The sequence below is a fragment of the Streptococcus oralis genome, from assembly GCF_026782345.1.
Classification (GTDB): domain Bacteria; phylum Bacillota; class Bacilli; order Lactobacillales; family Streptococcaceae; genus Streptococcus; species Streptococcus oralis_CK.
On record NZ_JAKUWI010000001.1, the window covers coordinates 260,379 to 285,466 of the forward strand.

At 41.9% G+C, this 25,088-nt stretch carries 31 protein-coding genes; 30 read left to right on the plus strand and 1 reads right to left on the minus strand.

The genetic code is table 11. The features are described from left to right. The first annotated feature begins 28 nt into the window (after nucleotides 1-28). From MK405_RS01290 to MK405_RS01390, 21 genes are all read left to right on the plus strand, one after another. Complete coding sequence (locus MK405_RS01290) at nucleotides 29-586, plus strand: hypothetical protein (protein ID WP_084939149.1); 558 nt, start codon at nucleotides 29-31, stop codon at nucleotides 584-586. 93 nt (nucleotides 587-679) lie between these two features. Then, complete coding sequence (rpsU, locus tag MK405_RS01295; protein WP_000048054.1) at nucleotides 680-856, plus strand: 30S ribosomal protein S21; 177 nt, start codon at nucleotides 680-682, stop codon at nucleotides 854-856. 131 nt (nucleotides 857-987) lie between these two features. Then, nucleotides 988-1,923: an HPr(Ser) kinase/phosphatase gene (hprK, locus tag MK405_RS01300; RefSeq protein WP_268704088.1), complete on the plus strand. Its 936-nt coding sequence runs from the start codon at nucleotides 988-990 to the stop codon at nucleotides 1,921-1,923. After that, the gene (lgt, locus tag MK405_RS01305) at nucleotides 1,916-2,704 is read left to right on the plus strand and encodes a prolipoprotein diacylglyceryl transferase (RefSeq protein ID WP_084939148.1); all 789 of its coding nucleotides are present in this window, start codon (nucleotides 1,916-1,918) and stop codon (nucleotides 2,702-2,704) included. The genes hprK and lgt overlap by 8 nt, the downstream gene beginning before the upstream one ends. Then, on the plus strand, nucleotides 2,705-3,088 hold the full coding sequence (locus MK405_RS01310; protein ID WP_061417227.1) for a DUF948 domain-containing protein: 384 nt from the start codon (nucleotides 2,705-2,707) through the stop codon (nucleotides 3,086-3,088). Nucleotides 3,089-3,103: 15 nt separating this feature from the next. Beyond that, the gene (locus tag MK405_RS01315; protein ID WP_084939147.1) at nucleotides 3,104-3,502 is read left to right on the plus strand and encodes a YtxH domain-containing protein; all 399 of its coding nucleotides are present in this window, start codon (nucleotides 3,104-3,106) and stop codon (nucleotides 3,500-3,502) included. 73 nt (nucleotides 3,503-3,575) lie between these two features. Next, nucleotides 3,576-4,706, plus strand: coding sequence for a radical SAM family heme chaperone HemW (gene hemW, locus MK405_RS01320; protein ID WP_268704089.1), 1,131 nt, complete (start codon nucleotides 3,576-3,578; stop codon nucleotides 4,704-4,706). 4 nt (nucleotides 4,707-4,710) lie between these two features. Then, entirely contained in the window at nucleotides 4,711-5,448 is a 738-nt protein-coding gene (locus tag MK405_RS01325) for an acyl-[acyl-carrier-protein] thioesterase (RefSeq protein WP_268704090.1), read from the plus strand. A 10-nt stretch (nucleotides 5,449-5,458) separates the two neighbouring features. Further along, entirely contained in the window at nucleotides 5,459-6,232 is a 774-nt protein-coding gene (locus tag MK405_RS01330) for a TIGR01457 family HAD-type hydrolase (RefSeq protein ID WP_125449473.1), read from the plus strand. Continuing rightward, nucleotides 6,222-6,839 (plus strand): TIGR01906 family membrane protein, encoded by a 618-nt coding sequence (locus MK405_RS01335; RefSeq protein WP_268704091.1) that lies wholly within the window; start codon nucleotides 6,222-6,224, stop codon nucleotides 6,837-6,839. Before MK405_RS01330 ends, MK405_RS01335 begins: the two co-directional genes overlap by 11 nt. A 220-nt stretch (nucleotides 6,840-7,059) precedes the next feature. Continuing rightward, nucleotides 7,060-7,461, plus strand: a complete 402-nt coding sequence (locus tag MK405_RS01340; RefSeq protein WP_007520303.1) for a Spx/MgsR family RNA polymerase-binding regulatory protein — start codon at nucleotides 7,060-7,062, stop codon at nucleotides 7,459-7,461. Then, complete coding sequence (locus MK405_RS01345) at nucleotides 7,462-7,740, plus strand: UPF0223 family protein (RefSeq protein WP_001041959.1); 279 nt, start codon at nucleotides 7,462-7,464, stop codon at nucleotides 7,738-7,740. It abuts the gene before it with no gap. Then, nucleotides 7,730-8,503, plus strand: a complete 774-nt coding sequence (locus MK405_RS01350) for an inositol monophosphatase family protein (RefSeq protein ID WP_007520301.1) — start codon at nucleotides 7,730-7,732, stop codon at nucleotides 8,501-8,503. The genes MK405_RS01345 and MK405_RS01350 overlap by 11 nt, the downstream gene beginning before the upstream one ends. Then, nucleotides 8,504-9,808 (plus strand): RsmF rRNA methyltransferase first C-terminal domain-containing protein, encoded by a 1,305-nt coding sequence (locus MK405_RS01355; RefSeq protein ID WP_268704092.1) that lies wholly within the window; start codon nucleotides 8,504-8,506, stop codon nucleotides 9,806-9,808. Between the two features lie 208 nt (nucleotides 9,809-10,016). After that, nucleotides 10,017-10,895 (plus strand): phosphate ABC transporter substrate-binding protein PstS, encoded by an 879-nt coding sequence (locus MK405_RS01360; protein ID WP_268704093.1) that lies wholly within the window; start codon nucleotides 10,017-10,019, stop codon nucleotides 10,893-10,895. Continuing rightward, on the plus strand, nucleotides 10,895-11,812 hold the full coding sequence (gene pstC / locus MK405_RS01365; protein WP_001070951.1) for a phosphate ABC transporter permease subunit PstC: 918 nt from the start codon (nucleotides 10,895-10,897) through the stop codon (nucleotides 11,810-11,812). The genes MK405_RS01360 and pstC overlap by 1 nt, the downstream gene beginning before the upstream one ends. Continuing rightward, nucleotides 11,802-12,686 (plus strand): phosphate ABC transporter permease PstA, encoded by an 885-nt coding sequence (gene pstA, locus MK405_RS01370; RefSeq protein ID WP_000543049.1) that lies wholly within the window; start codon nucleotides 11,802-11,804, stop codon nucleotides 12,684-12,686. The genes pstC and pstA overlap by 11 nt, the downstream gene beginning before the upstream one ends. A gap of 10 nt (nucleotides 12,687-12,696) precedes the next feature. Next, complete coding sequence (pstB, locus tag MK405_RS01375; RefSeq protein WP_000049851.1) at nucleotides 12,697-13,500, plus strand: phosphate ABC transporter ATP-binding protein PstB; 804 nt, start codon at nucleotides 12,697-12,699, stop codon at nucleotides 13,498-13,500. Nucleotides 13,501-13,512: 12 nt separating this feature from the next. Further along, complete coding sequence (gene pstB, locus MK405_RS01380) at nucleotides 13,513-14,271, plus strand: phosphate ABC transporter ATP-binding protein PstB (RefSeq protein ID WP_000138671.1); 759 nt, start codon at nucleotides 13,513-13,515, stop codon at nucleotides 14,269-14,271. A gap of 11 nt (nucleotides 14,272-14,282) precedes the next feature. Next, nucleotides 14,283-14,936 carry a phosphate signaling complex protein PhoU gene (phoU, locus tag MK405_RS01385; RefSeq protein ID WP_268704094.1) on the plus strand — a complete coding sequence of 218 codons (654 nt, stop codon included), beginning with the start codon at nucleotides 14,283-14,285 and terminating at the stop codon, nucleotides 14,934-14,936. A gap of 157 nt (nucleotides 14,937-15,093) precedes the next feature. Beyond that, a complete protein-coding gene (locus MK405_RS01390) occupies nucleotides 15,094-15,909 on the plus strand; it encodes an ABC transporter substrate-binding protein (RefSeq protein WP_084867591.1) in 816 nt (271 codons plus the stop codon). A gap of 20 nt (nucleotides 15,910-15,929) precedes the next feature. On the opposite strand, the gene MK405_RS01395 is transcribed toward MK405_RS01390, so the two are convergent. Continuing rightward, nucleotides 15,930-17,201 carry an aminotransferase-like domain-containing protein gene (locus MK405_RS01395; RefSeq protein WP_212576445.1) on the minus strand — a complete coding sequence of 424 codons (1,272 nt, stop codon included), beginning with the start codon at nucleotides 17,199-17,201 and terminating at the stop codon, nucleotides 15,930-15,932. A gap of 155 nt (nucleotides 17,202-17,356) precedes the next feature. Here MK405_RS01395 and budA point away from each other — a divergent pair, with 155 nt between their 5' ends. The 9 genes from budA to MK405_RS01440 all read left to right on the plus strand — a co-directional run bounded on the left by budA (nucleotide 17,357) and on the right by MK405_RS01440 (nucleotide 25,073). Continuing rightward, a complete protein-coding gene (gene budA, locus MK405_RS01400; protein ID WP_071788318.1) occupies nucleotides 17,357-18,076 on the plus strand; it encodes an acetolactate decarboxylase in 720 nt (239 codons plus the stop codon). Between the two features lie 9 nt (nucleotides 18,077-18,085). Further along, complete coding sequence (locus MK405_RS01405; RefSeq protein WP_268704095.1) at nucleotides 18,086-18,838, plus strand: YhfC family intramembrane metalloprotease; 753 nt, start codon at nucleotides 18,086-18,088, stop codon at nucleotides 18,836-18,838. 109 nt (nucleotides 18,839-18,947) lie between these two features. Next, on the plus strand, nucleotides 18,948-19,853 hold the full coding sequence (gene murB, locus MK405_RS01410) for a UDP-N-acetylmuramate dehydrogenase (RefSeq protein WP_084853403.1): 906 nt from the start codon (nucleotides 18,948-18,950) through the stop codon (nucleotides 19,851-19,853). Nucleotides 19,854-20,011: 158 nt separating this feature from the next. Further along, on the plus strand, nucleotides 20,012-21,169 hold the full coding sequence (locus MK405_RS01415) for an ABC transporter ATP-binding protein (protein WP_000742901.1): 1,158 nt from the start codon (nucleotides 20,012-20,014) through the stop codon (nucleotides 21,167-21,169). Beyond that, complete coding sequence (locus MK405_RS01420; protein ID WP_268704096.1) at nucleotides 21,150-21,956, plus strand: ABC transporter permease; 807 nt, start codon at nucleotides 21,150-21,152, stop codon at nucleotides 21,954-21,956. The genes MK405_RS01415 and MK405_RS01420 overlap by 20 nt, the downstream gene beginning before the upstream one ends. Next, nucleotides 21,953-22,726: an ABC transporter permease gene (locus tag MK405_RS01425; protein ID WP_268704097.1), complete on the plus strand. Its 774-nt coding sequence runs from the start codon at nucleotides 21,953-21,955 to the stop codon at nucleotides 22,724-22,726. The genes MK405_RS01420 and MK405_RS01425 overlap by 4 nt, the downstream gene beginning before the upstream one ends. Then, entirely contained in the window at nucleotides 22,723-23,793 is a 1,071-nt protein-coding gene (locus MK405_RS01430) for an ABC transporter substrate-binding protein (protein WP_268704098.1), read from the plus strand. Before MK405_RS01425 ends, MK405_RS01430 begins: the two co-directional genes overlap by 4 nt. A 186-nt stretch (nucleotides 23,794-23,979) precedes the next feature. Next, complete coding sequence (locus MK405_RS01435) at nucleotides 23,980-24,345, plus strand: DUF3021 family protein (protein WP_268704099.1); 366 nt, start codon at nucleotides 23,980-23,982, stop codon at nucleotides 24,343-24,345. Between the two features lie 242 nt (nucleotides 24,346-24,587). Continuing rightward, nucleotides 24,588-25,073, plus strand: a complete 486-nt coding sequence (locus tag MK405_RS01440; protein WP_045617388.1) for an LURP-one-related/scramblase family protein — start codon at nucleotides 24,588-24,590, stop codon at nucleotides 25,071-25,073. Nucleotides 25,074-25,088: the final 15 nt, after the last annotated feature.

Sequence of the window (25,088 nt, forward strand, 5' to 3'; positions counted from 1 at the left end):
ATTTTATGAATTCAAGAAGGGAAAAGTTATGAAAATAAAAACGCTAGATAAAATAGGTGGGATTGTTTTCTTGTTTCTAACGATTGCTACCATTGTCGTTTTTTTATCAGATACGAGCTTCTTTGAGTGGGCGTTTACTAGACACCAGAATACTCTGAGTTGGTATATTCGCCCTCTCTTTATTATTCCAATTGTAATGGGAGCTTATAAAAAATCCTATAGCCTGATTTTCTTTTCTATATTTTGCCTATTTACTAGCATGTTTTGGTTCCCAAAGCCGGAAATAGTTGATGTAAAAGTAACTGAGTTTTTGAATTTTGAGAAGACTTATTTTACGAGCGGATGGAGTATTGAAAAAGTTATCATTCTGGCGACGATTCTAGCATTTTTTACGGCGATTATATCCTTAACATGGAGTAGACGTTGGTATGGATTATTAGCAACGGTAGTGATCGGAGCATTTCTGAAGGTTGCCCATAGTCTTTTATTTAGTGGAGGAAGTGGTATATCGATTGTAAAACCAGCTGTTTTGGGCTTGATTCTCTGCATCTTAGTGATTTACTTCATCTTCAAAAGAAGAAAGTAAAAATAATAGAAGTTTATGGTTGCTTTTCTCTTGACAATTATTCACTTTGTGTGTAAAATGGAATAGATCTTGAACTTGAAGGGAGTGAAAAAAATGTCTAAAACAGTAGTACGTAAGAATGAATCTCTTGACGATGCACTTCGTCGTTTCAAACGTGCGGTTACTAAAGCTGGTACTCTTCAAGAAACACGCAAACGTGAATTCTATGAAAAACCTTCTGTAAAACGTAAACGTAAATCAGAAGCAGCTCGTAAACGTAAAAAATTCTAATTTGAAATGAAAGGCTAGACTTGTCTAGCCTTTTTTCTTTCCAAATAAATACTGTAAATCCTGCAAAAAAAGGAAACTTCCTACCACAATTTGATATAATAGTAGGGAGAACTCGATTGAAGGAGGAAATTATGTCGGTTTTAGTAAAAGAAGTCATTGAAAAGCTCAGATTAGACATTGTTTACGGTGAAGGCGATTTACTTGAAAAAGAAATCAATACTGCGGACATTTCTCGACCAGGTCTGGAAATGACGGGCTATTTTGATTACTATACTCCGGAGCGACTTCAGCTGTTGGGAATGAAGGAATGGTCCTATTTAGTCTCCATGTCTTCTCACAACCGTTATAAGGTGTTGACCAAGATGTTTCAACCAGAAACACCAGTGGTTATTGTTGCGCGTGGTTTAGTAGTTCCAGAAGAAATGTTGAAGGCTGCCAGGGAATGTAAGATTGCGATTTTAACCAGTCGGACAGCTACTAGTCGCCTGTCAGGAGAATTATCTAGCTATTTGGATTCTCGTTTGGCAGAACGGACCAGTGTTCATGGTGTCTTGATGGACATTTATGGCATGGGTGTCTTGATCCAAGGGGATAGCGGTATCGGTAAGAGTGAAACTGGTCTGGAACTTGTGAAACGTGGACACCGTTTGGTGGCAGATGATCGTGTAGATATTTTTGCAAAAGACGAAATGACCCTTTGGGGAGAGCCAGCTGAAATTTTGAGGCATTTACTTGAGATCCGTGGAGTGGGGATTATTGATGTGATGAGTCTCTACGGAGCAAGTGCAGTTAAGGATTCTTCACAAGTTCAACTAGCAGTTTATTTGGAAAACTATGATACGCATAAGACCTTCGATCGCTTAGGAAATAATGCTGAAGAAATCGAGATTTCTGGCGTAGCCATTCCGCGTATTCGCATCCCGGTAAAAACAGGACGCAATATTTCTGTTGTTATTGAAGCGGCTGCCATGAACTACCGTACTAAGGAAATGGGCTTTGATGCGACACGTTTATTTGAAGAACGCTTGACAAATCTGATCGCTCAAAATGAGGTGAAAAATGATTAATCCAGTTGCATTTGAAATCGGTCCTTTTTCCATTCGTTGGTATGCTCTGTGTATTGTGGCAGGTTTGATTTTGGCAGTCTACCTTGCCATGAAGGAAGCTCCTAAAAAGAAAATTCTGTCAGATGATATTTTGGATTTTATCCTGATTGCTTTTCCAGTCGCGATCTTAGGTGCTAGACTATACTACGTACTCTTTCGCTTAGATTATTATCTGCAAAATCCAGGTGAAATCATTGCCATCTGGAATGGTGGTTTGGCCATTTATGGAGGTTTGATAGCAGGGGCTATTGTCCTTTATATCTTTGCGGATAGAAAGCTGATCAATACTTGGGATTTCTTAGATATTGCAGCACCGAGCGTCATGGTTGCCCAGAGTTTAGGGCGCTGGGGGAATTTCTTTAACCAAGAAGCCTACGGTGCAGCAGTAGATAGTCTGGATTATTTGCCAGGCTTTATCCGTGACCAGATGTACATTGATGGCAGCTACCGTCAGCCGACCTTCTTATATGAGTCGGTTTGGAATCTGATCGGATTTGCTTTGATTCTGATTTTTAGACGAAAATTAAAGGGAATCAGACGTGGTCATATTACGGCATTCTACTTGATTTGGTATGGCTTTGGTCGTATGATTATCGAAGGCATGCGGACGGATAGTCTCATGTTCTTTGGTCTGCGAGTTTCCCAGTGGTTATCAGTTGTTCTTATCGGACTCGGTATTTTTATCATACTTTATCAAAATCGAAAGAAAGCCCCTTTCTATCATACTGAGGAGGAAAAATAAATGTTAGAAGTTGCATATATACTTGTTGCGATTGCTTTGATTGTCTGTTTAGTCTATTTGACAATCACGATTCAAAAAGCAGGTCGTATGATTGATGAGACAGAGAAGACCATCAAAACATTGAGCTCAGATGTGGACGTTACCTTGCATCAGACTAATGAATTGTTGGCTAAGGTTAATGTGTTAGCAGACGATATTAACGTCAAAGTTGCGACTATTGATCCACTCTTTACGGCGGTGGCGGACTTGTCTGAGTCAGTATCTGACCTCAACCAACATGCACGTGTCTTAGGCAAAAAAGCTTCATCTGCTGGTTCAAAGACCATTAAAACAGGTGCAGGCTTGTCCGCTCTTCGTGTCGCAAGTAAATTTTTCAAAAAATAAAAAAGGAGAAATCTTATGGGAAAACTATCCTCTATCCTTTTAGGTACGGTTTCAGGCGTGGCTCTTGCTTTGTTTTTGACAAGTGACAAGGGTAAGCAAGTTTGTAGTCAAGCTCAGGATTTTCTAGATGATTTGAGAGAAGATCCAGAATATGCTAGAGAGCAGGTCTGTGAAAAACTAACAGAAGTGAAGGAACAGGCAACTGACTTTGTGCTGAAAACAAAGGAACAAGTAGAATCTGGTGAAATTACTTTTGACAGTGTCCTTGATCAAGCTAAAACATGTGCACGACAAGCGACAGAAGCGTCAAAAGAAACCTTTAACAATCTCAAGGAGCAATGGCAAGAACAGTCAGCAACTCCAGACGTCGCTGAAGGCCAAGAAGAAATTATCATCGATATTACTGAAATATAATGCATCACCATCTCTGGTTTTTGGAGATGGTGATTTTTATCTGCAAGCCTGTCTTTGTGGTATAATAAGTACTATGCAGAAAAAACCAACGTCCGCCTATGTGCATATTCCCTTTTGCACACAGATTTGTTATTATTGCGACTTTTCAAAAGTATTTATCAAGAATCAACCAGTAGATAGTTATCTGAATCATCTGCTAGAGGAGTTTCGCTCTTATGATATCCAAAAGTTGCGAACCCTCTACATTGGAGGTGGGACGCCAACGGCTTTGTCCGCTTCGCAATTAGAGGTGCTTCTGGATGGTTTGACTAAAAATCTAGACTTGTCTGTCTTGGAAGAGTTGACGATTGAAGCCAATCCAGGCGACTTGGACGCGGATAAGATTGCGGCTTTGAAACAGTCGCCAGTCAATCGTGTTTCCTTAGGAGTGCAGACTTTTGATGATAAAATGCTGAAAAAGATTGGGCGTAGTCACTTGGAGAAGGATATTTATGAGAATATCGACCGCCTCAAACTGGCTGGTTTTGACAATATCTCTATCGATTTGATTTACGCTCTTCCAGGTCAAACTATGGCTCAGGTCAAGGACAATGTAGCTAAGGCTATCTCGCTTGATATTCCTCATATGAGTCTTTATAGCTTGATTTTGGAAAATCATACGGTCTTTATGAACCGTATGCGACGTGGGAAGTTGCCTCTGCCTAAGGAAGAGTTAGAAGCTGAGATGTTTGAGTACATCATCGCAGAGCTTGAGCGAGCTGGTTTTGAGCATTATGAGATTTCGAATTTCTCTAAATCCGGATTTGAAAGTCGCCACAATCTCATGTACTGGGACAATGCCGAATATTATGGTATCGGTGCGGGTGCTTCAGGTTATGTGGACGGAATTCGTTATAAAAACCACGGTCCTATCCGCCACTATCTCAATGCAGTAGAGACAGGAGATGCTCGGATAACAGAAGAACACCTGACTCAAAAGGAGCAGATGGAAGAAGAAATGTTCCTAGGCCTCCGGAAAAAATCTGGGGTTTCTATGGCGCGATTTGAGGAGAAATTCGGACGATCCTTTGATGGACTTTATGGCGAAATCATCAGAGACTTGGTTCAACAAGGACTTATGCAGATCGACGGTGATCGTGTCCGAATGACAAAGAGGGGTCTCTTCTTGGGAGACACTGTAGCAGAACGATTTATTTTGGAGTAGAACAATGGGCTTAACTTATCAAATGAAAATGAAAATTCCTTTTGATATGGCGGACATGAACGGTCATATTAAACTTCCAGATGTGATTTTGCTGTCCTTGCAAGTATCAGGTATGCAATCGATTGAGCTGGGAGTTAGCGACAAGGATGTGTTAGAACGCTACAATCTGGTCTGGATTATTACAGACTATGCGATTGACGTGGTACGCTTGCCTCGCTTTGCTGAGGAGATTACGATTGAAACAGAAGCGTTGACTTACAATCGTCTTTTTTGCTACCGCCGTTTCACTATCTATGATGAAGCAGGTCAAGAAATTATTCGCATGGTAGTAACCTTTGTTCTCATGGACAGAGATAGTCGTAAAGTTCATGCTGTCGAACCGGAGATTGTTGCGCCTTACCAGTCTGAGTTTGATAAAAAACTCATCCGAGGGCCAAAGTATGCAAATCTAGAAGATCCGATCAGTAAAGACTACCATGTTCGTTTTTACGACTTGGATATGAATGGTCATGTCAATAATAGTAAATACCTAGATTGGATTTTTGAGGTCATGGGGGCCGATTTTCTAACCAAGTATATTCCAAAGAAAATCAATCTCAAGTATGTTAAAGAAGTGCGGCCAGGTGGCATGATTGCTTCAACTTATGAACTCAAGGGACTAGAAAGCAAGCATGAGATTATCAGTGATAGCGAGATTAATGCCCAAGCTATGATTACTTGGCAAGAAATTGAAACGAATTAGAAAGGACGATATGACTTATAAAGGTTATTTAATTGATTTAGACGGAACCATTTACAAAGGGAAAGACCGGATTCCGGCAGGTGAGGCTTTTGTGCATGAGTTGCAAAAGCGAGAAATTCCCTATCTCTTTGTAACCAATAATACAACTCGTACTCCTGAGAGCGTTCAAGAGATGTTGGCTCAGAATTTTAATATCAATACGCCTCTATCAACTGTCTACACGGCAACTTTGGCAACTATCGACTATATGAATGACTTGGGACTGGAAAAGACAGTCTATGTCATCGGAGAAGCAGGACTCAAGGATGCCATTCAGGCAGCTGGTTATGTCGAAGACAAGGAAAATCCTGCCTATGTGGTAGTTGGACTGGACTGGCAAGTCGACTATGAAAAATTTGCGACGGCGACTCTAGCCATTCAAAAGGGGGCTCACTTTATCGGAACCAATCCAGACCTCAATATCCCGACGGAACGTGGTCTTTTGCCAGGTGCTGGTTCACTAATTACACTTCTTGAAGTAGCAACACGGGTAAAACCAGTTTATATCGGGAAACCAAATGCTATCATTATGGATAAGGCAGTTGAGCACTTAGGTTTGAAAAGAGAAGAATTGCTCATGGTTGGGGACAACTACCTGACAGATATCCGAGCAGGGATTGACAATGGCATTCCAACGCTCTTAGTGACAACAGGTTTTACCAAGGCAGAAGAAGTGGCTGATCTGCCAATCGCACCAACTCATGTAGTTTCTAGCCTTGCGGAGTGGAATTTTGATGAAAACTAAACTGACCTTTTGGGGAAGTATGCTCTTTCTCCTCTCCCTGTCCATTCTCTTAACCATTTATCTGGCTTGGATTTTCTATCCCATGGAGATTCAGTGGCTGAACTTAGCGAGTCGAGTCTATCTAAAGCCCGAAACCATTCAGTACAACTTTACTATCTTGATGAATTACCTGACCAATCCCTTTAGTCAGGTCTTAGAGATGCCGGATTTTCGTTCATCAGCTGCAGGTCTACACCATTTTGCGGTGGTGAAGAATCTCTTTCACTTGGTTCAGTTAATTGCTTTGGTTACATTGCCAAGCTTCTATTTCTTTGTTAAGACCATTGTAAAAAAGGGATTTTTGTCTGTCTTTCGTAAGAGTCTCCTCGCTCTAGTGGTCTTACCCTTGGTGATTGGATTTCTGGGAGTGTTGATTGGTTTTGAGCAATTCTTTACGCTTTTCCATCAGATTCTCTTTGTGGGAGATGATACCTGGCTTTTTGATCCAGCAAAGGATCCAGTTATTTGGATTTTGCCAGAGATTTTCTTCCTCCATGCCTTTTTGCTTTTCTTTGCTTTGTATGAAGGAATATTCGGTTTCCTTCTTGTCAAAGCTTCAAGGAAATAGTGGAAAAAATTCTGTATTTTTAATAAAAAACGAGAGAAGTTGCTCTACTCCCTATTTATTGTTAGGTTATCCTAAAGATAAACTTGCAAAGCAGGAGATTTTTGCAGAAAACAGTCTATTTTCTATGAAAAAATAGGCTTTTTTTCTAAAAATACCTAGTCAAGCGCTTTATTTTTTTGTATAATAGAAATAGCAAGTATAGATAAAAGAAGAGAAAAGCATGATTACACTATTTTTATCACCGAGTTGTACATCATGTCGTAAGGCAAAGGCTTGGTTAGAGACGCATAAAGTGCCCTTTCAAGAGCATAATATTATGACTAGTCCTTTAACAAGAAAAGAATTACAACATATTCTTTCCTTGACCGAAAATGGTACTGATGACATCATTTCAACTCGTTCAAAAATTTTTCAAAAATTAGATATTGATGTAGAGAGTATCTCGGTATCGGAGTTGCTTCAGATGATTGAGCAATATCCTAGTCTTTTGCGTCGCCCAATTATTACAGATACCAAACGCATGCAAATCGGTTTTAATGAAGATGAGATTCGTGCTTTTCTCCCTCGTAGTTACCGTAAACAAGAACTAAAAGAAGCAACATTGAGAGCTGGTATTGGATAGATGAACAAACAGTATAGTTACCCACTAGATTTGTCGTGGAGCACTGAAGAACTTGCTTCAGTGCTTTCTTTTTTTAATGATGTTGAAGCTGCTTATGAAGATAAGGTAGAAGCAAAAAAACTGCTAGATTCCTACAAGGAATTTAAGTCTGTCGTTCCGAGCAAAAGTGAAGAAAAGCGCCTAGGTCGCGAATTTGAGACGGCTAGCGGTTATTCCTTCTATCATGCGGTTCAATTAGCAAAAGAAAAAAGAGAAGGGAAGATTTCTCTTGGAAACTAAATTTGAATTTGCCAAACAGATTGTGCAGGAAGCTGCTGACTATATTTTGGCTCACATGAAAGAAGATTTGCAGGTTGAGTGCAAGTCTTCACCTACTGACTTAGTGACACGTTTGGACAAGGAGGTCCAGGAACTCTTGGTTGATCGGATCAAGTCCTCCTATCCTGAGGACTTGATTTGCGCGGAAGAGGGCTGTTTGCGTGCTGCGGTCGATCAAGGTTCTGTTTGGGTGATTGATCCCATTGACGGTACCAATAACTTTGTCGCTCAGCAGGAAGATTTTGCCGTGATGTTGGCTTATTTTGAGAATGGTGTGGGCAAATTTGGCATCATCTATGATGTTATGAAAGGTGATTGTTACCATGGTGGTGGTGCCTTTCCTCCTTGTCGCAATAATGAGCCCTTACCGCCTTTTAAAAAGAAGCCCCTCAGAGAATTCCTGGTTGCTGGTAACTCAGGTATGTTTGAAAGCAATGAGTGGGGCCTGGCGGATTTGGGGCGAGCAGCGTTGGGAGTTCGTGTCTACGGCAGTGCGGCCATTAGTTTTGCCAAGGTTTTATCGGGTCGTCTTCTGACTTATATTACCTACTTACAGCCATGGGATTACGCTGCGGCCAGTATCTTAGGGGAAAGTCTGGGTTATCGTCTTCTTACAGTATCAGGTGAGCCCGCTGATTTTAAAACGCGTCAGCCTGTCATGATGGTGCCAATCGAGATGCAAGAAGTGATTCAGTCTTATATCTACGAAAGGAAAGAGAACTAAATGCAATTTCCAGAAGGATTTGTTGAAAAATATGAAGCGATACTAGAAGATGAGGCAAGAGACTTTCTTGCCTCTTTTAAGCGGGAAGCGGTTTCGGCTTTTCGAGTCAATCCCTTAAAAGAAAGTCAATTGTCGTTTGCGGATGCTATTCCCAATACACCTTGGGGGTATTATGGTAAAGTTTCTGGGAAATCTCCAGAGCACGCGACAGGTCTTGTTTATTCGCAAGAGCCTGCAGCCCAAATGGTGGCCCAGGTAGCTCAACCAAGTCCTGGCATGAAGGTCTTGGACTTGGCGGCAGCACCAGGTGGAAAATCCACTCAACTAGCAGCTTATCTGGTTAATCAAGGAGTCCTTGTCTCCAACGAAATTTCAAGTAAGCGGGCTAAGATTTTAGTGGAAAATATGGAGCGATTTGGAGCGACAAACGTTGTCGTAACCAATGAATCTGCTGACCGCTTGGCCAAGGTTTTTAAAGGTTACTTTGATGTGATTGTCCTTGATGCACCTTGCTCGGGTGAAGGGATGTTTCGTAAGCAGCCAGATGCCATGGATTATTGGAGTACCGATTATCCTAGCCAATGTGCTAGTCTCCAAAGAGAAATTTTAGAAGATGCAGTGACCATGCTTGCAGAAGGTGGCCGTTTAGTCTATTCGACCTGTACTTGGGCACCAGAGGAAAATGAAGAAATCGTCCACTGGTTGCTGGATACTTATGAATTTGAATTGCTTCCAGTCGAGCATGTGAACGGTATGGTAGCAGGAATTGATCTTCCTGAAACGGCGCGGATGTATCCTCATCATTTCAAGGGAGAAGGTCAGTTTGTTGCCCACCTGCAGTTTAAGGGACAAAATCCAGCACCTAAATTCAAGGCTAGCAAGAGCAATCTCAGTCGTGAACAACTGGCCTTGTGGCAGGATTTTGCCCAAAAACACTTGCGGGTCAATCTAACTGGTATCTTGCAAACTTTTGGAGACCAACTCTATCTCTTGCCAGAGATACTACCTAATCTAGGGAAACTCAAAATTGCCCGAAATGGGCTCCATCTGGGGACGTTTAAGAAGAAACGTTTTGAACCAAGCTTTGCTCTCGGTTTAGCCTTGAAACCAAGTCAAGTAAAACAAAGGGTCGAAATCAATGATGAGGATTTTGTAAAATATGTGGCTGGTGAGACTGTTCAATTGTCTGAATCTCGACCAAATGGCTGGTACCAAGTTGTGGTTCAAGGAAACGGACTAGGCTTTGCCAAGGAAACGGGAAATGTTTTGAAAAATTATTATCCAAAAGGGCTCAGATTCAGGTGAAAAAGCTAGTCAAAGAGCCTACTCTATGTTATAGTGGAATTATGAGTTTTTTCTGATAGTCTTTTATTATTACTTATATTATACGATGGAATTGTCCGCCCCTAAGAATGTCTAAAAAATAAAGCGGGACAATCATTGATGATAATTGGCTGATCAGGACAAACGGAAGAAATCAGAACATTTATCATTATGTTCAAGGAGAATAACAGTGAAAAAAAGAAAAAAGCTCGTCATGTCTCTTGCAGCTCTTTTGGTGGCAGGTTCTCTAGCAGGATGTGCTAGCTGGATTGATCGTGGAGAATCCATGACAGCTGTTGGTTCAACAGCTCTTCAACCTCTTGTCGAAGCAGCAGCAGATGAATTTGGTTCTAGAAACATCGGAAAAACAGTCAATGTTCAAGGTGGAGGATCGGGTACAGGACTTTCCCAAGTCCAGTCTGGAGCAGTTGACATCGGGAACTCTGACGTCTTTGCAGAGGAAAAAGAAGGAATCGATGCTTCGGCTCTAGTAGACCACAAGGTTGCAGTGGCTGGTCTTGCAGTGATTGTAAACAAAGAAGTGGATGTTGAAAATCTCACAACCGAGCAACTTCGCAAAATCTTTACAGGTGAAGTGACCAACTGGAAAGAAGTTGGGGGCAAAGACCTGGCAATTTCAATCATCAACCGAGCAGCAAGTTCTGGTTCACGAGCGACGTTTGATACGGTCGTTATGAATGGCCAATCGGCAATGCAGAGCCAAGAACAGGATTCTAACGGGATGGTCAAGTCCATTGTATCCCAAACTCCTGGAGCCATTTCTTATCTAGCCTTTGCCTATGTAGATGATTCCGTGAAAAGCATGAAACTGAATGGGTATGAACCTACGTCTGAAAATGTAACGACCAACAACTGGCCTTTGTGGTCTTATGAACATATGTACACACTCGGTCAGCCAAATGAGTTAGCTGCTGAATTCCTGAATTTCGTCCTCTCAGATGAAGCCCAAAATGGAATTGTTAAGGGCATGGGCTATATCTCTATCAATGAAATGAAAGTCCAAAAGGATGCTTCAGGTACCGTTACAGCAGTAGAAGGAGGTCAATAATGAATCAAGAAGAATTATCTAAAAAATTACTCTCTCCTTCAAAGAACTCTCGCCTTGAGAAGTTTGGTAAAGGTTTGACCTTCACCTGCCTTTCTTTGATTGTCATCATTGTGGCGATGATTTTGATTTTTGTAGCCCAAAAAGGCTTATCGACCTTCTTTGTCAATGGGGTCAACATCTTTGATTTCCTCTTTGGACAAACTTGGAATCCTTCTGGGAAACAATTTGGTGCCCTTCCAATGATTTTGGGTTCCTTTATTGTGACGATTTTATCAGCCCTCATCGCAACTCCCTTTGCTATCGGAGCTGCAGTCTTTATGACTGAAGTATCACCAAAGGGTGCAAAGATTTTGCAACCAGCCATTGAACTTCTCGTCGGTATTCCTTCAGTCGTCTATGGATTTATCGGTTTGCAGGTCGTAGTTCCCTTTGTCCGCAGTGTTTTTGGTGGAACTGGTTTTGGGATCTTGTCAGGGATTTTCGTTCTTTTTGTCATGATTTTACCGACAGTAACCTTTATGACAACCGATAGCTTGCGTGCGGTTCCTCGTCACTACCGCGAAGCTAGTTTGGCTATGGGAGCCACTCGTTGGCAAACCATCTGGCGTGTGACCTTGAAAGCAGCGCGTTCAGGTATTTTCACTGCAGTGGTTTTTGGGATGGCACGTGCCTTTGGTGAAGCCCTTGCTATTCAGATGGTGGTCGGAAACTCAGCAGTTATCCCAACCTCGCTAACAACACCAGCTGCGACTTTGACATCTGTATTGACTATGGGTATCGGAAATACCGTCATGGGAACGGTTGATAATAACGTTCTCTGGTCACTGGCCTTGGTATTGCTCTTGATGAGTTTGGCCTTTAACAGTGTGATTAAATTGATTACGAAAGAAAGAGGAAAGAAAAACTATGCACGCTAAGAAATTAGATAAACTTGCAACAGCTGTCCTCTATACCATCGCGGGTATCATCGTGGCCATCTTGGCATCCTTGATTCTCTATATCTTGGTGAGAGGGTTACCTCACATCTCTTGGTCCTTCTTGACTGGGAAATCTTCCTCTTATCAAGCAGGTGGGGGTATCGGGATTCAGCTCTACAATTCCTTCTTCCTTTTAGTCATTACCTTGATTATCTCTGTGCCTTTGTCTATGGGGGCTGGGATTTACCTAGCTGAATATGCAAAAAAGGGTCCTGTGACAAATTTTGTCAGAACCTGTATTGAAATCTTGTCTTCTCTACCATCAGTCGTTGTAGGTCTCTTTGGTTACTTGATTTTTGTAGTCCAGTTTGAGTATGGATTTTCAATCATTTCAGGTGCCTTGGCCTTGACGGTCTTTAACCTCCCTCAGATGACTCGAAATGTTGAGGACAGTTTAAAACACGTTCACCATACACAACGTGAGGCTGGTCTGGCTCTTGGAATTTCTCGTTGGGAGACTGTAGTTCATGTTGTCATTCCAGAAGCCCTTCCAGGTATCGTAACGGGTGTTGTCTTGGCATCTGGCCGTATCTTTGGTGAGGCCGCCGCTCTTATCTATACGGCAGGACAATCCGCTCCAGCCCTAGACTGGTCTAACTGGAATATCCTCAGTGTTACCAGTCCTATCTCAATCTTCCGACAAGCAGAAACTTTGGCTGTCCACATCTGGAAAGTCAATAGCGAGGGAACCATTCCTGATGCTACCATTGTATCTGCTGGTTCTGCCGCAGTGCTCCTCATCTTTATCTTGATTTTTAACTTTGGAGCACGCAAACTCGGAAGCTATTTACACAAGAAATTAACCGCTGCCTAAAGGAGAAGCCATGTCAAAATATAACTGGGATGAAAAGCATATCATCACCTTCCCTGAAGAAAAAGTGGCCCTCTCTACCAAGGATTTACATGTTTACTATGGTAAAAATGAATCCATCAAGGGCATCGATATGCAATTTGAAAAAAATAAAATTACAGCCTTGATTGGTCCTTCTGGATCAGGGAAATCTACTTATCTTCGCAGTCTCAATCGGATGAATGATACCATTGATATTGCCAAGGTAACAGGTCAAATCCTCTACCGAGGGATTGACGTCAACCGTCCAGAAATCAATGTCTATGAGATGCGCAAGCATATCGGAATGGTCTTCCAACGTCCAAATCCATTTGCCAAGTCTATTTACCGCAACATCACTTTTGCTCATGAACGTGCAGGTGTTAAGGACAAGAAAGTACTTGATGAAATTGTAGAAACCTCTCTAAGACAGGCTGCCCTTTGGGATCAGGTCAAAGACGACCTCCACAAATCAGCCTTGATGCTTTCTGGTGGACAACAACAACGTCTCTGTATCGCTCGCGCCATCTCTGTCAAGCCAGATATCCTCTTGATGGATGAACCGGCGTCAGCCTTGGATCCGATTGCGACAGCCCAACTGGAAGAAACCATGTTGGAATTGAAGAAGGACTTTACCATCATCATCGTTACCCACAGTATGCAACAGGCTGCGCGTGCAAGTGACTACACAGGATTTTTCTACTTAGGTGATTTGATTGAGTATGATAAGACATCCAATATTTTCCAAAATGCTAAGTTACAGTCAACCAATGACTATGTAACGGGACACTTTGGTTAGAAAGGAAGCAGTATGACAGAACCGATTTTGCAGGTTAAAGACCTGTCCGTTTATTACAATAAAAAGAAGGCTTTGAATAGTGTTTCCCTTTCTTTCCAACCTAAGGAAATAACCGCCTTGATTGGTCCTTCTGGATCAGGAAAGTCCACCCTGCTCAAAGCCATCAACCGCATGGGCGATCTAAATCCTGAGGTGACAACAACTGGAACAGTGATTTATAATGGCCACAATATCTACAGTCCACGTACCGATACGGTTGAATTGCGTAAGGAAATCGGTATGGTTTTTCAACAGCCCAATCCCTTCCCTATGTCTATCTATGAAAATGTTGTCTACGGCTTACGTATCAATGGAGTCAGGGATAAACATGTTTTGGATGAAGCGGTGGAAAAAGCCTTGCAACGCGCTTCTATTTGGGATGAGGTCAAGGATCGCTTGCATGATTCAGCCATTGGTCTCTCAGGTGGCCAACAGCAACGTGTTTGTGTTGCCCGTGTCTTAGCAACCAGTCCCAAGATTATTCTCTTGGATGAACCGACTTCAGCTTTGGATCCTATCTCGGCTGGTAAGATTGAGGAAACCTTGTATGGTCTGAAAGATAAATACACCATGCTCTTGGTAACACGTTCGATGCAACAGGCCTCTCGTATCTCTGATAAAACAGGATTTTTCCTAGATGGGGATTTGATTGAGTTTAACGATACGAAGAAGATGTTCCTAGACCCACAAAACAAGGAAACAGAAGATTATATTACAGGAAAATTTGGATAAGGAGTTGAATGATGTTACGATCTCAATTTGAAGAAGATTTGGAGAAATTGCACAACCAGTTCTATGCCATGGGACAAGAAGTGCTCTCACAAATCAATCGTACAGTGCGTGCCTTTGTCACACATGACCGTGATTTGGCAAAAGAAGTTATTGAGGAAGATGTAGAAGTAAATGGATATGAAGTGAAACTCGAAAAGAAATCCTTTGAAATGATCGCGCTTCAACAACCTGTTTCTCAAGACCTCCGTACTGTATTGACCGTTCTTAAGGCAGTATCAGACCTGGAACGCATGGGAGACCATGCAGTGTCAATCGCAAAAGCAACTATTCGTATGAAGGGGGAACAACGCATTCCTGCAGTTGAAGAAGAGATCAAAAAGATGGGACGCGATGTGAAAAACTTCGTCGAAGCGGCTTTAGATCTCTATCTGAACGGTTCGGTGGATCAAGCCTACGAAGTAGCAGCGATGGACGAAAAAATCAACCATTACTTTGATAGCATTCGTGATTTGGCTACAGAAGAAATTAAGAAACATCCTGAAGCCATCGTTACAGGCCGTGATTACTTCCAGGTCATTTCCTTCTTAGAACGTATCGGAGACTACGCTAAAAATATTTGTGAATGGGTTGTTTACTTTGAAACAGGGAAGATTGTCGAACTATAAGAAACGGTTTAAATATACAGAATAAAAGGCTGATTGTGATAAATCAGTCTTCTTTTTATGAAAAAGAATTATTTTACATTCAAAATATCTAAAAGGGTTGACAACTATTTTTAAAAGAGTTATAATTATTCAGAAATAACAGAAAGGTCGTTTATTTATGAAATTTAAGAAATGGATATTAGTTGTGTGTAGCATGCTTGCTAGCGTGATTTTAGTAGCTTGTCAATCCAGTACGGATAGTTCCCAGTCTGCTGTGGACGCTATCAGACAAAAAGGAAAGCTAGTCGTTGCGACCAGCCCAGACTATGCACCATTTGAATTCCAATCCTTGGTAGATGGTAAAAACCAAGTGGTTGGGGCAGATATTGATATGGCTCAAGCGATTGCAGATGAGCTTGGGGTTAAACTTGAAATCTCTAGCATGAGTTTTGACAATGTTTTGACCAGCCTTCAAACTGGAAAGGCTGACTTAGCCATTGCGGGAATTAGTGCCACAGATGAGAGAAAGGAAGTCTTTGACTTTTCAATCCCTTACTATGAAAACAAGATGAGTTTCTTGGTTAGAAAAGCCGATTTAGATAAGTACAAGGATCTTTCAAGCCTCGCAAGTGCGAATATCGCAGCTCAAAAGGGGACCGTTCCAGAAACCATGGTGAAGGAACAATTGCCAAATGCCCAGTTGACATCCTTGACCAATATGGGGGAAGCAGTTAATGAATTGCAAGCTGGAAAAGTGGATGCTGTTCATATGGATGAACCAGTTGCTCTTAGCTACGCAGGTAAAAACTCAGATCTTGCCGTTGCAACTGTTAATTTGACGATGAAAGATGGCGAAGCCAATGCTGTTGCTATCAAGAAGAATCAATCAGACTTGAAAGCAGTAGTCGATAAGGTTATCCAAAAACTGAAAGATGACGGAACCTATCAAAGCTATCTGGAAAAAGCAGCGAAACTAACAGAAGTTGAACAATAAGAAAAGAGCAGAGTTGGACTTTAATCCAATTCTGCTTTTATGTATTCTAATAACTCTTCTAGATTTTCGAGAGAGACTTTGGCGAACTGATAAGGACAGGCTTCCAAATAAGCTTTCTCAAAAAAGTCTAGTTTGAGTGAGCTGTGTTTCAAACTGGCAATCTTAGGATAGTGTCTCAAATCAAGCAGAAGGCCATCGTGTAGAGGATAGTGGGGCAAGGGGCAGGTGTTTTCTTCAAGCACGTTCTTTATCTGAGCCTGATAGTTCTCTTGAAGGGTCAGTCTGGCCAGTCGATTTTTTTCAAATAACTGACTGTCGATGTAAAGAGAGAGCGCCTTTTGCATGATGAGATTGCTGTCATAGTCCAGGATATTTTTGTAGGAAACAAAAGCCTCTTTTAGGGCATTTGGGAGAATGAGAGCGGTGATACGAAGGGCTGGAAAGAGGCTGGTTGAGAAGGACTTGATATAAATGACCCGATCCTCTGTATCCAGATAGTGGAAGGTCTGCCCTTTTTTAGGGTCTAAATCTCCTAGATAGTCATCCTCTACGATGTAAACACCATACTGGTTTGCTAGATCCAGAATATCCCTTTTTTCCTGATCAGAATAGGAATGACCTAGGGGATAGTGGAAGCGAGGAATGGTATAGAAAAACTTGATTTTCCCAGATTTGAACTGTTCTTCCAGTTCTTCAAGGTCAATGCCATCAATACGGCGTTCAATGGTCTGGTAGGCCAATCCCTGAGCGACTAAGAGGCGGTTCATTCGGTGGTAAGTCGGCTGTTCGACCAAAATCTCCGCTCCCTCTCTCGGAAAGTTGATCTGAGAAAGGATAAAGAGAGCTTGCTGGGTACCAGATGTTAGAACCAGTTGGTCGGGTTTGCAGTAGAGGGCTTGGTTGAAAAGAAGTTGATGGACAGATTGTCTCAGTTCCTCAAGGCCTTCTTGGTTGTCATAATAGTTGAAGAGGTAGTTTTCTCGGCCTATCAGGGTTTCATTGACACAGAGTCGGAAGTCATCATAGGCACTAGCGTGTTCGTCAGTGACTTCGATTTTCAAGTCTTGGTGCTGTCCTTGCTCCAGAACATAGTAGCCACTTTGGGGTTTGGCATAGAGGTATTGTTCATGGCGTAATTCCAGTAGGGCTCGTTGGATAGTGTCCTTGCTACAGTGGAAGTCTTGGCTCAGTTGACGGATAGAGGGAAGTCGGCTACCTGTTGGGAATTTTCCTGATTCGATTCCTTTTTTGAGAAAGGAAACGACTGCTTGGTATTTACTTTCTTTCTTCATTCCAGACCTCCGTTGATTTTGTTACATTGTACCTTTTTTTTGCCTCCTTTGCAATAGGAAAAGCATTCCCCCTTTCACAACTAGGAGCAAATGTGGTATACTTAGAAAGTATGATGATTCATTGAATAAAAGATAAGAAAGAGAATGGTAGAAAAGTGCAGGAACCGGTAAAATTATTTCAATACAATACTTTAGGTGCCCTAATGGCAGGTCTCTATGGTGGAACCATGACCGTAGGAGAATTACTGGAACATGGTGACCTCGGCTTGGGAACTTTGGATTCGATTGATGGGGAGTTGATTGTCCTTGATGGCAAGGCATATCAAGCCAAGGGATCTGGTCAAACGCCTGAAATCGTTGAAGTCGCAGCAGATGCTCTTATTCCCTATGCAGCAGTGGTTCCTCATCAGGCAGAAGTGATTTTTCGTCAGCGTTTTGAGATGACAGATAAGGAATTGGAAAAGCGAATTGAGTCCTACTATGATGGGGAAAATCTTTTTCGTTCCATCAAGATTCATGGCGAATTTTCACAAATGCACGTACGGATGATTCCCAAATCCACACCTGATACCAAGTTTGCTGATGTCGCGACTCACCAACCTGAATATAGCCGTGAAAATGTATCGGGAACCATTGTTGGATTTTGGACACCGGAGATTTTCCATGGGGTCAGTGTGGCAGGCTACCATTTGCATTTTATCTCAGATGACTTGACCTTTGGTGGGCATGTGATGGACTTTGTTATCAAAGAAGGAATGATCGAGGTTGGGGCAGTCGACCAGTTGGACCAACGTTTTCCAGTCCAAGATCGCCAGTATTTATTTGCCAAATTTAACGTTGACGAGATGAAGAAAGATATTGATAAGTCAGAATAGGAGAAGAAGATGACACTACATATTATCCTTACTATGATCGCTTTGGTATTAGTCCTAGTAAGTGGAACTTGGTATGCCAAAAAACGGTTTAAAATCTCTCTTGCAGTGATGGGCTTAGGGGCAATTGCATTTTTTGTTTCTTCTCAAGTGTTAGAGAAGATGGTTCACCTTCTGGTACTTCATCCGCAAAAAGACGGAACCATTTTACTCGCGCAGGAGCATCCTTTCTTATACGTCCTTTATGGGATCGCTATGGCAGCCCTCTTTGAAGAGACTGCCCGTTTTATCTTTTTTAAATGGTTGGAGAAAAAGAGAAAGCTGGAAGATAGAGATGCTTTGGCTTATGGTTTAGGACATGGAGGTTTGGAGATGCTCTACCTCGGAATGGGAAGTTTGATTAGCCTTTTGATCCTCTTTTCACTCCTACAATCTTCAAACTCTGATGCGGCGAATCTTCTTACAAAGAGTACATTAGAAACAGTTCAGTCTCTATCAGCATGGCAGGTCTATCTACTAGGGGTTGAGCGTGTCCTTGCTCTGGTTCTTCAAATTAGCCTTACTGTCTGGGTTTACCAAAGTGTCATCCAAAAGAAATGGATCTATCTCGTTGCTGCCTATGGCTTGCATGCTTTGTTTGACTTAGCTCCAGCTCTATCTCAAGTGGGATGGATTACAAATCCACTTTTAGTTGAGTTCATTCTTCTCGCAGAACTTATAGCTCTTGTCTGGCTAACAAAATCTACATTTTGGAAAAAATCATAAAAAGAGGGGTGACCTCTTTTTTTATGTGAAGATTGGATACAGAAATTTCCAGTCGTCAAAAATCTTTAAAAATGGTATAATGAAATCACTTTACAGAAGGATGAGAGATATGACATTAGTAACTAGAATACAAGAACAATTAGAAGGAATTGATATTCGTTTTAAGGAACCCTTGAAGCTCTATACCTACACTAAGGTAGGGGGACGAGCGGATTATCTGGTTTTACCACGCAATCGCTATGAGATGGCGCGTGTCGTTCAATTCGCCAATCAAGAGAATATTCCTTGGATGGTGCTAGGGAATGCCAGCAATATTATCGTTCGTGACGGTGGAATTCGTGGATTTGTCATCTTGTGTGACAAGCTCAATAACGTTTCAGTTGATGGCTATACCATTGAAGCAGAAGCTGGTGCTAACTTGATTGAAACGACACGTATTGCCCTTCGTCATAGTTTGACTGGTTTCGAGTTTGCCTGTGGCATTCCAGGGAGCGTCGGTGGAGCAGTCTTTATGAATGCTGGTGCCTATGGAGGAGAGATTGCTCATATCTTGCAGTCTTGTCAAGTTTTGACCAAGGAAGGGGAAATCGAGACCTTATCTGCCAAGGAATTGGCTTTTGGTTACCGTCATTCAGCTGTTCAAGATTCTGGAGCTGTTGTTTTGTCAGCTAAATTTGCCCTATCTCCAGGGAATCATCAGATTATCAAGCAAGAAATGGATCGCTTGACGCACCTACGTGAACTCAAACAACCTCTAGAATACCCATCTTGTGGTTCGGTCTTTAAGCGTCCTGTTGGTCATTTTGCAGGTCAGTTGATTTCAGAGGCTGGCTTGAAGGGCTATCGTATCGGTGGTGTTGAAGTATCTGAGAAACACGCAGGATTTATGATTAATGTTGCTGACGGAACGGCGAAAGACTACGAGGATTTGATCCAATCTGTTATTGAAAAAGTCAAGGAACACTCAGGTGTCACCCTTGAGAGAGAAGTCCGAATCTTGGGTGAGAAAGAATAAAATTTAGGCAGAAAAGCTGCTACTATGTCAATGGAAAGGGGGTGAAAGCCTATCGTTAGCGAAGATGCATGTAGGCAGTTCAATCTCCTACACGAGGTAGTAGTGGCCTGACAGAGCCCTGATCTGTTAATTTATGAAAAAGAAGGAATTTATGACAATTGAAAAAACCAATTATTGAATTCAAAAACGTCTCTAAAGTTTTTGAAGACAGCAATACCAAGGTTCTCAAAGACATCAACTTTGAGTTGGAAGAAGGGAAGTTTTACACTCTTTTAGGCGCATCTGGTTCAGGGAAATCAACCATCCTAAACATCATTGCAGGTTTACTGGATGCGACGACAGGGGATATTTTACTGGATGGGGTGCGGATCAATGATATCCCAACCAATAAACGTGATGTTCATACCGTCTTTCAATCCTATGCCTTGTTTCCACATATGAATGTGTTTGAAAATGTTGCCTTTCCCCTCCGCTTGCGTAAAATCGACAAGAAAGAAATCGAACAACGCGTAGCAGAAGTTCTCAAGATGGTTCAGTTGGAAGGTTATGAAAAACGTTCTATCCGTAAACTCTCTGGAGGACAACGTCAGCGTGTGGCCATTGCCCGTGCCATCATCAACCAACCCCGTGTGGTCTTGCTGGACGAGCCTTTGTCAGCGCTGGACTTGAAATTGCGAACAGACATGCAGTACGAACTGCGTGAATTGCAACAACGATTGGGAATTACCTTCGTATTTGTCACTCACGATCAGGAAGAAGCCCTTGCCATGAGTGACTGGATTTTTGTTATGAATGATGGCGAGATTGTTCAGTCTGGAACGCCTGTGGACATCTACGATGAGCCAATCAACCACTTTGTTGCTACCTTTATCGGCGAGTCCAACATCTTGCCGGGAACCATGATTGAGGACTACTTGGTCGAGTTTAACGGCAAACGTTTTGAAGCGGTCGATGGTGGGATGAAGCCAAATGAACCTGTTGAGGTCGTTATTCGTCCAGAGGACTTGCGTATTACTCTTCCTGAAGAAGGCAAGCTCCAAGTTAAGGTGGATACTCAACTTTTCCGTGGGGTTCACTACGAGATTATCGCCTATGACGAACTTGGAAATGAATGGATGATCCACTCAACTCGTAAGGCCATCGTTGGTGAGGAAATCGGTCTGGACTTTGAACCAGAAGACATCCACATCATGCGTCTCAACGAAACTGAAGAAGAGTTCGATGCACGTATCGAGGAGTACGTAGAAATCGAAGAGCAAGAAGCAGGTCTGATTAACGCAATTGAGGAGGAAAGAGATGAAGAAAACAACCTCTAAACTCTTTGTAGTGCCCTATATGCTCTGGATTGCCCTCTTTGTTCTCGCACCCTTGGTCTTGATTTTCGGCCAATCCTTTTTCAACATTGAAGGGCAGTTTAGTTTAGAAAACTATAAATCCTACTTTGCGTCACAAAACTTGACCTATCTCAAAATGAGCTTCAACTCTGTACTCTATGCGGGGATTGTGACCATGGTGACGCTTCTCATCAGCTATCCAACAGCTCTCTTTTTGACCCGTCTCAAGCACCGTCAACTCTGGCTCATGATGATTATCCTTCCAACATGGATCAATTTGCTCCTCAAGACCTATGCCTTTATCGGGATTTTTGGTCAAAATGGCTCTATTAACCAATTTTTGGAATTCATCGGAATCGGTTCGCAGCAGTTGCTCTTTACTGATTTCTCCTTCATCTTTGTCGCAAGCTACATCGAGCTTCCTTTTATGATTTTGCCGATTTTCAATGTCTTGGATGATATGGATAACAATCTTATCAATGCCAGCTACGACCTCGGTGCGACCAAGTGGGAAACTTTCCGCCATGTTATCTTCCCTCTTTCTATGAACGGTGTGAGAAGTGGGGTTCAATCTGTCTTTATCCCTAGTTTGAGTCTTTTTATGTTGACACGTTTGATTGGGGGGAACCGGGTTATCACGCTGGGAACGGCTATTGAGCAGAACTTCCTGACCAATGACAACTACGGTATGGGTTCTACCATCGGTGTGATCCTCATCCTGACCATGTTCATCACCATGTGGGTGACCAAGGAAAGGAGAGAACGATGAAAAAATTTGCCAATCTCTACCTAGCCTTTGTCTTTATCATCCTCTATTTGCCAATTTTTTACTTGATTGGCTATGCCTTTAATGCTGGCGATGATATGAATAGCTTTACAGGCTTTAGCTTGAGCCATTTTGAAACCATGTTTGGTGATGGTCGCCTTATGTTGATCCTCACCCAAACCTTTTTCTTGGCCTTTCTATCAGCCTTGATTGCGACCATTATTGGGACTTTCGGTGCCATTTATATCTATCAGTCTCGTAAGAAATACCAAGAAGCCTTTCTATCGCTCAATAATATCCTCATGGTTGCGCCTGATGTTATGATTGGTGCCAGCTTCTTGATTCTCTTTACCCAGCTGAAGTTTTCACTTGGCTTTTTGACGGTTCTATCTAGTCACGTGGCCTTTTCCATCCCAATAGTGGTCTTGATGGTCTTGCCTCGTCTCAAGGAAATGAATGGTGATATGATTCACGCGGCTTATGACCTAGGTGCCAGCCAGTTTCAGATGTTCAAGGAAATCATGCTTCCGTACCTGACACCGTCTATCATTGCAGGTTATTTCATGGCCTTCACCTATTCGCTGGATGACTTTGCTGTGACCTTCTTTGTAACGGGAAATGGCTTTTCAACCCTGTCAGTCGAGATTTACTCTCGGGCTCGGAAGGGGATTTCTCTAGAAATCAATGCCCTATCTGCCCTTGTCTTTCTCTTTAGTATTATCCTAGTTGTAGGTTATTACTTTATCTCACGTGAGAAGGAGGAGCAAGCATGAAAAAACTCTATTCATTTTTAGCAGGAATTGCAGCGATTATCCTTGTCTTGTGGGGAGTTGCTCATCATCTAGATAGTAAAATCAACAGTCGAGATAGTCAGAAATTGGTTATCTACAACTGGGGCGACTACATTGATCCCGAACTCTTGGAGCAATTCACAGAAGAAACAGGGATCCAAGTCCAGTACGAAACATTTGATTCCAACGAAGCCATGTATACCAAGATCAAGCAGGGTGGAACAACCTACGATATCGCTATCCCAAGTGAGTACATGATCAACAAGATGAAGGACGAAGACCTCTTGGTACCACTCGATTATTCAAAAATTGAAGGAATCGAAAATATCGGACCAGAGTTCCTCAACCAGTCATTTGACCCGGGCAACAAATTCTCCATCCCGTACTTCTGGGGAACCTTGGGAATTGTCTACAATGAAACCATGGTAGATGAGGCGCCTGAGCATTGGGATGACCTCTGGAAGCCAGAGTATAAGGATTCCATCATGCTCTTTGATGGAGCGCGCGAGGTGCTGGGACTCGGACTTAACTCACTTGGTTACAGCCTCAACTCAAAGGATCCTCAGCAGTTGGAAGAAACGGTAGACAAGCTCTACAAACTGACTCCAAATATTAAGGCCATTGTGGCGGATGAGATGAAGGGCTACATGATCCAGAACAATGCGGCTATCGGCGTGACCTTCTCTGGGGAAGCTAGCCAGATGTTGGAGAAAAATCCTAATCTCAAGTATGTCGTTCCGACAGAGGCCAGCAACCTTTGGTTTGACAATATGGTCATTCCCAAAACCGTGAAAAATAAAGATGCCGCCTATGCCTTTATCAACTTTATGTTGAAACCCGAAAATGCTCTTAAAAATGCAGAATATGTCGGCTATGCAACACCAAATAACACAGCCAAGGAACTGCTCCCAGAGGAGACCAAAGAAGACAAATCCTTCTATCCAGACGCTGATACTATGAAAAACCTAGAAGTTTATGAGAAATTTGACCATAAATGGACAGGCAAATATAGCGACCTCTTCCTACAGTTTAAAATGTACCGGAAATAGGAGCTTATCTACTATCGGAAATAATTTCAATCAGACAAAAAAATAAAACCTAGCCATAAAAAATTAACCATTTTATGGCTAGGTTATTTATTAAAATAGATCATGAATTAGTAGAAAAATATACTTAATTATGCTATAATTTCGATAGAGTTAAAGGTATTTTAGCTTATGATTGAGGTAGTAGTTATGATTAAAAAAGCTATTTTTAGAGGAATTATTCCTTTTGTCATTATGACCAGTTTAGCAATTTTTATAAGACTTCAAGGGATTGATATTTTTCAGGTTAAAAGTACATTTTTGGTTGGTATTATTGCTACCTCGATAGCATCAGCCTCGGTAATTTATGAAATTGAAAAATGGTCGCTATTTAAACAATCTATTATACATTTTATCATTATGCTTTTTACTGTTCTTCCCTGTCTTCTATTTAGTGGATGGTATAAGTTGGTCTCAATTTTGGATTATCTCATTGTTTTAGGTCAATTCTTATTGGTTGGAAGTTTCTTGTGGGTTATCGCCTATATAATATTTGGGAAACTTCTAAAGAAATGAGTTGGGCATTAACCTTGACGAACCTCTCCAAAAACGATATAATAATAAAGTTGAGAATTGATTTTCAGTCATCTTAGTCCAGAGAAATGGCGGTGCTGCGAGCCATCTAAGCTAGGAAATCATGCTACTCAATCAGACAATTGCATAAGAATAAGAGAATGACAAGTTCATTGAATGAAGGTGGTACCGCGGTTTTTCGCCCTTCGTGATGTGAGCTTGTCTTTTGATTTTTGGAGGTGTTTATGAAGACATTTCTCGTGAAACAAAAGTTTCGTCTTGGGGGCGAACGCTTTGATATCAAGGATGATAGAGGAGTGGTAAACTATCAGGTGGAGGGATCTTTCTTCCAAATTCCTAAGACCTTTACCATCTATGACGCCTATGGTGAGCAAGTCAGTGAGATCAGTAAAGAATTTTTCACCTTACTTCCTCGCTTTAATATCCAGTTACGGGACGGGTCAAATTTCGTCATTCGTAAGAAGTTGACCTTCTGGCGAGATAAGTATGAATTTGACAACCTCGGTCTTCGTATTGAAGGCAATATCTGGGATTTGAATTTCAAATTACTAGATGATCGTGATCAGCTTGTCGCCGAGATTAGGAAAGAGATTTTCCATTTAACATCGACTTACAACGTAACCGTCTATGAAGACTCTTATGCAGACCTAGTCATTTCCCTTTGTGTCGCGATTGACTATGTGGAAATGCTGGAAAGCCAATCAAATTAAATAAGTAAATAAGGA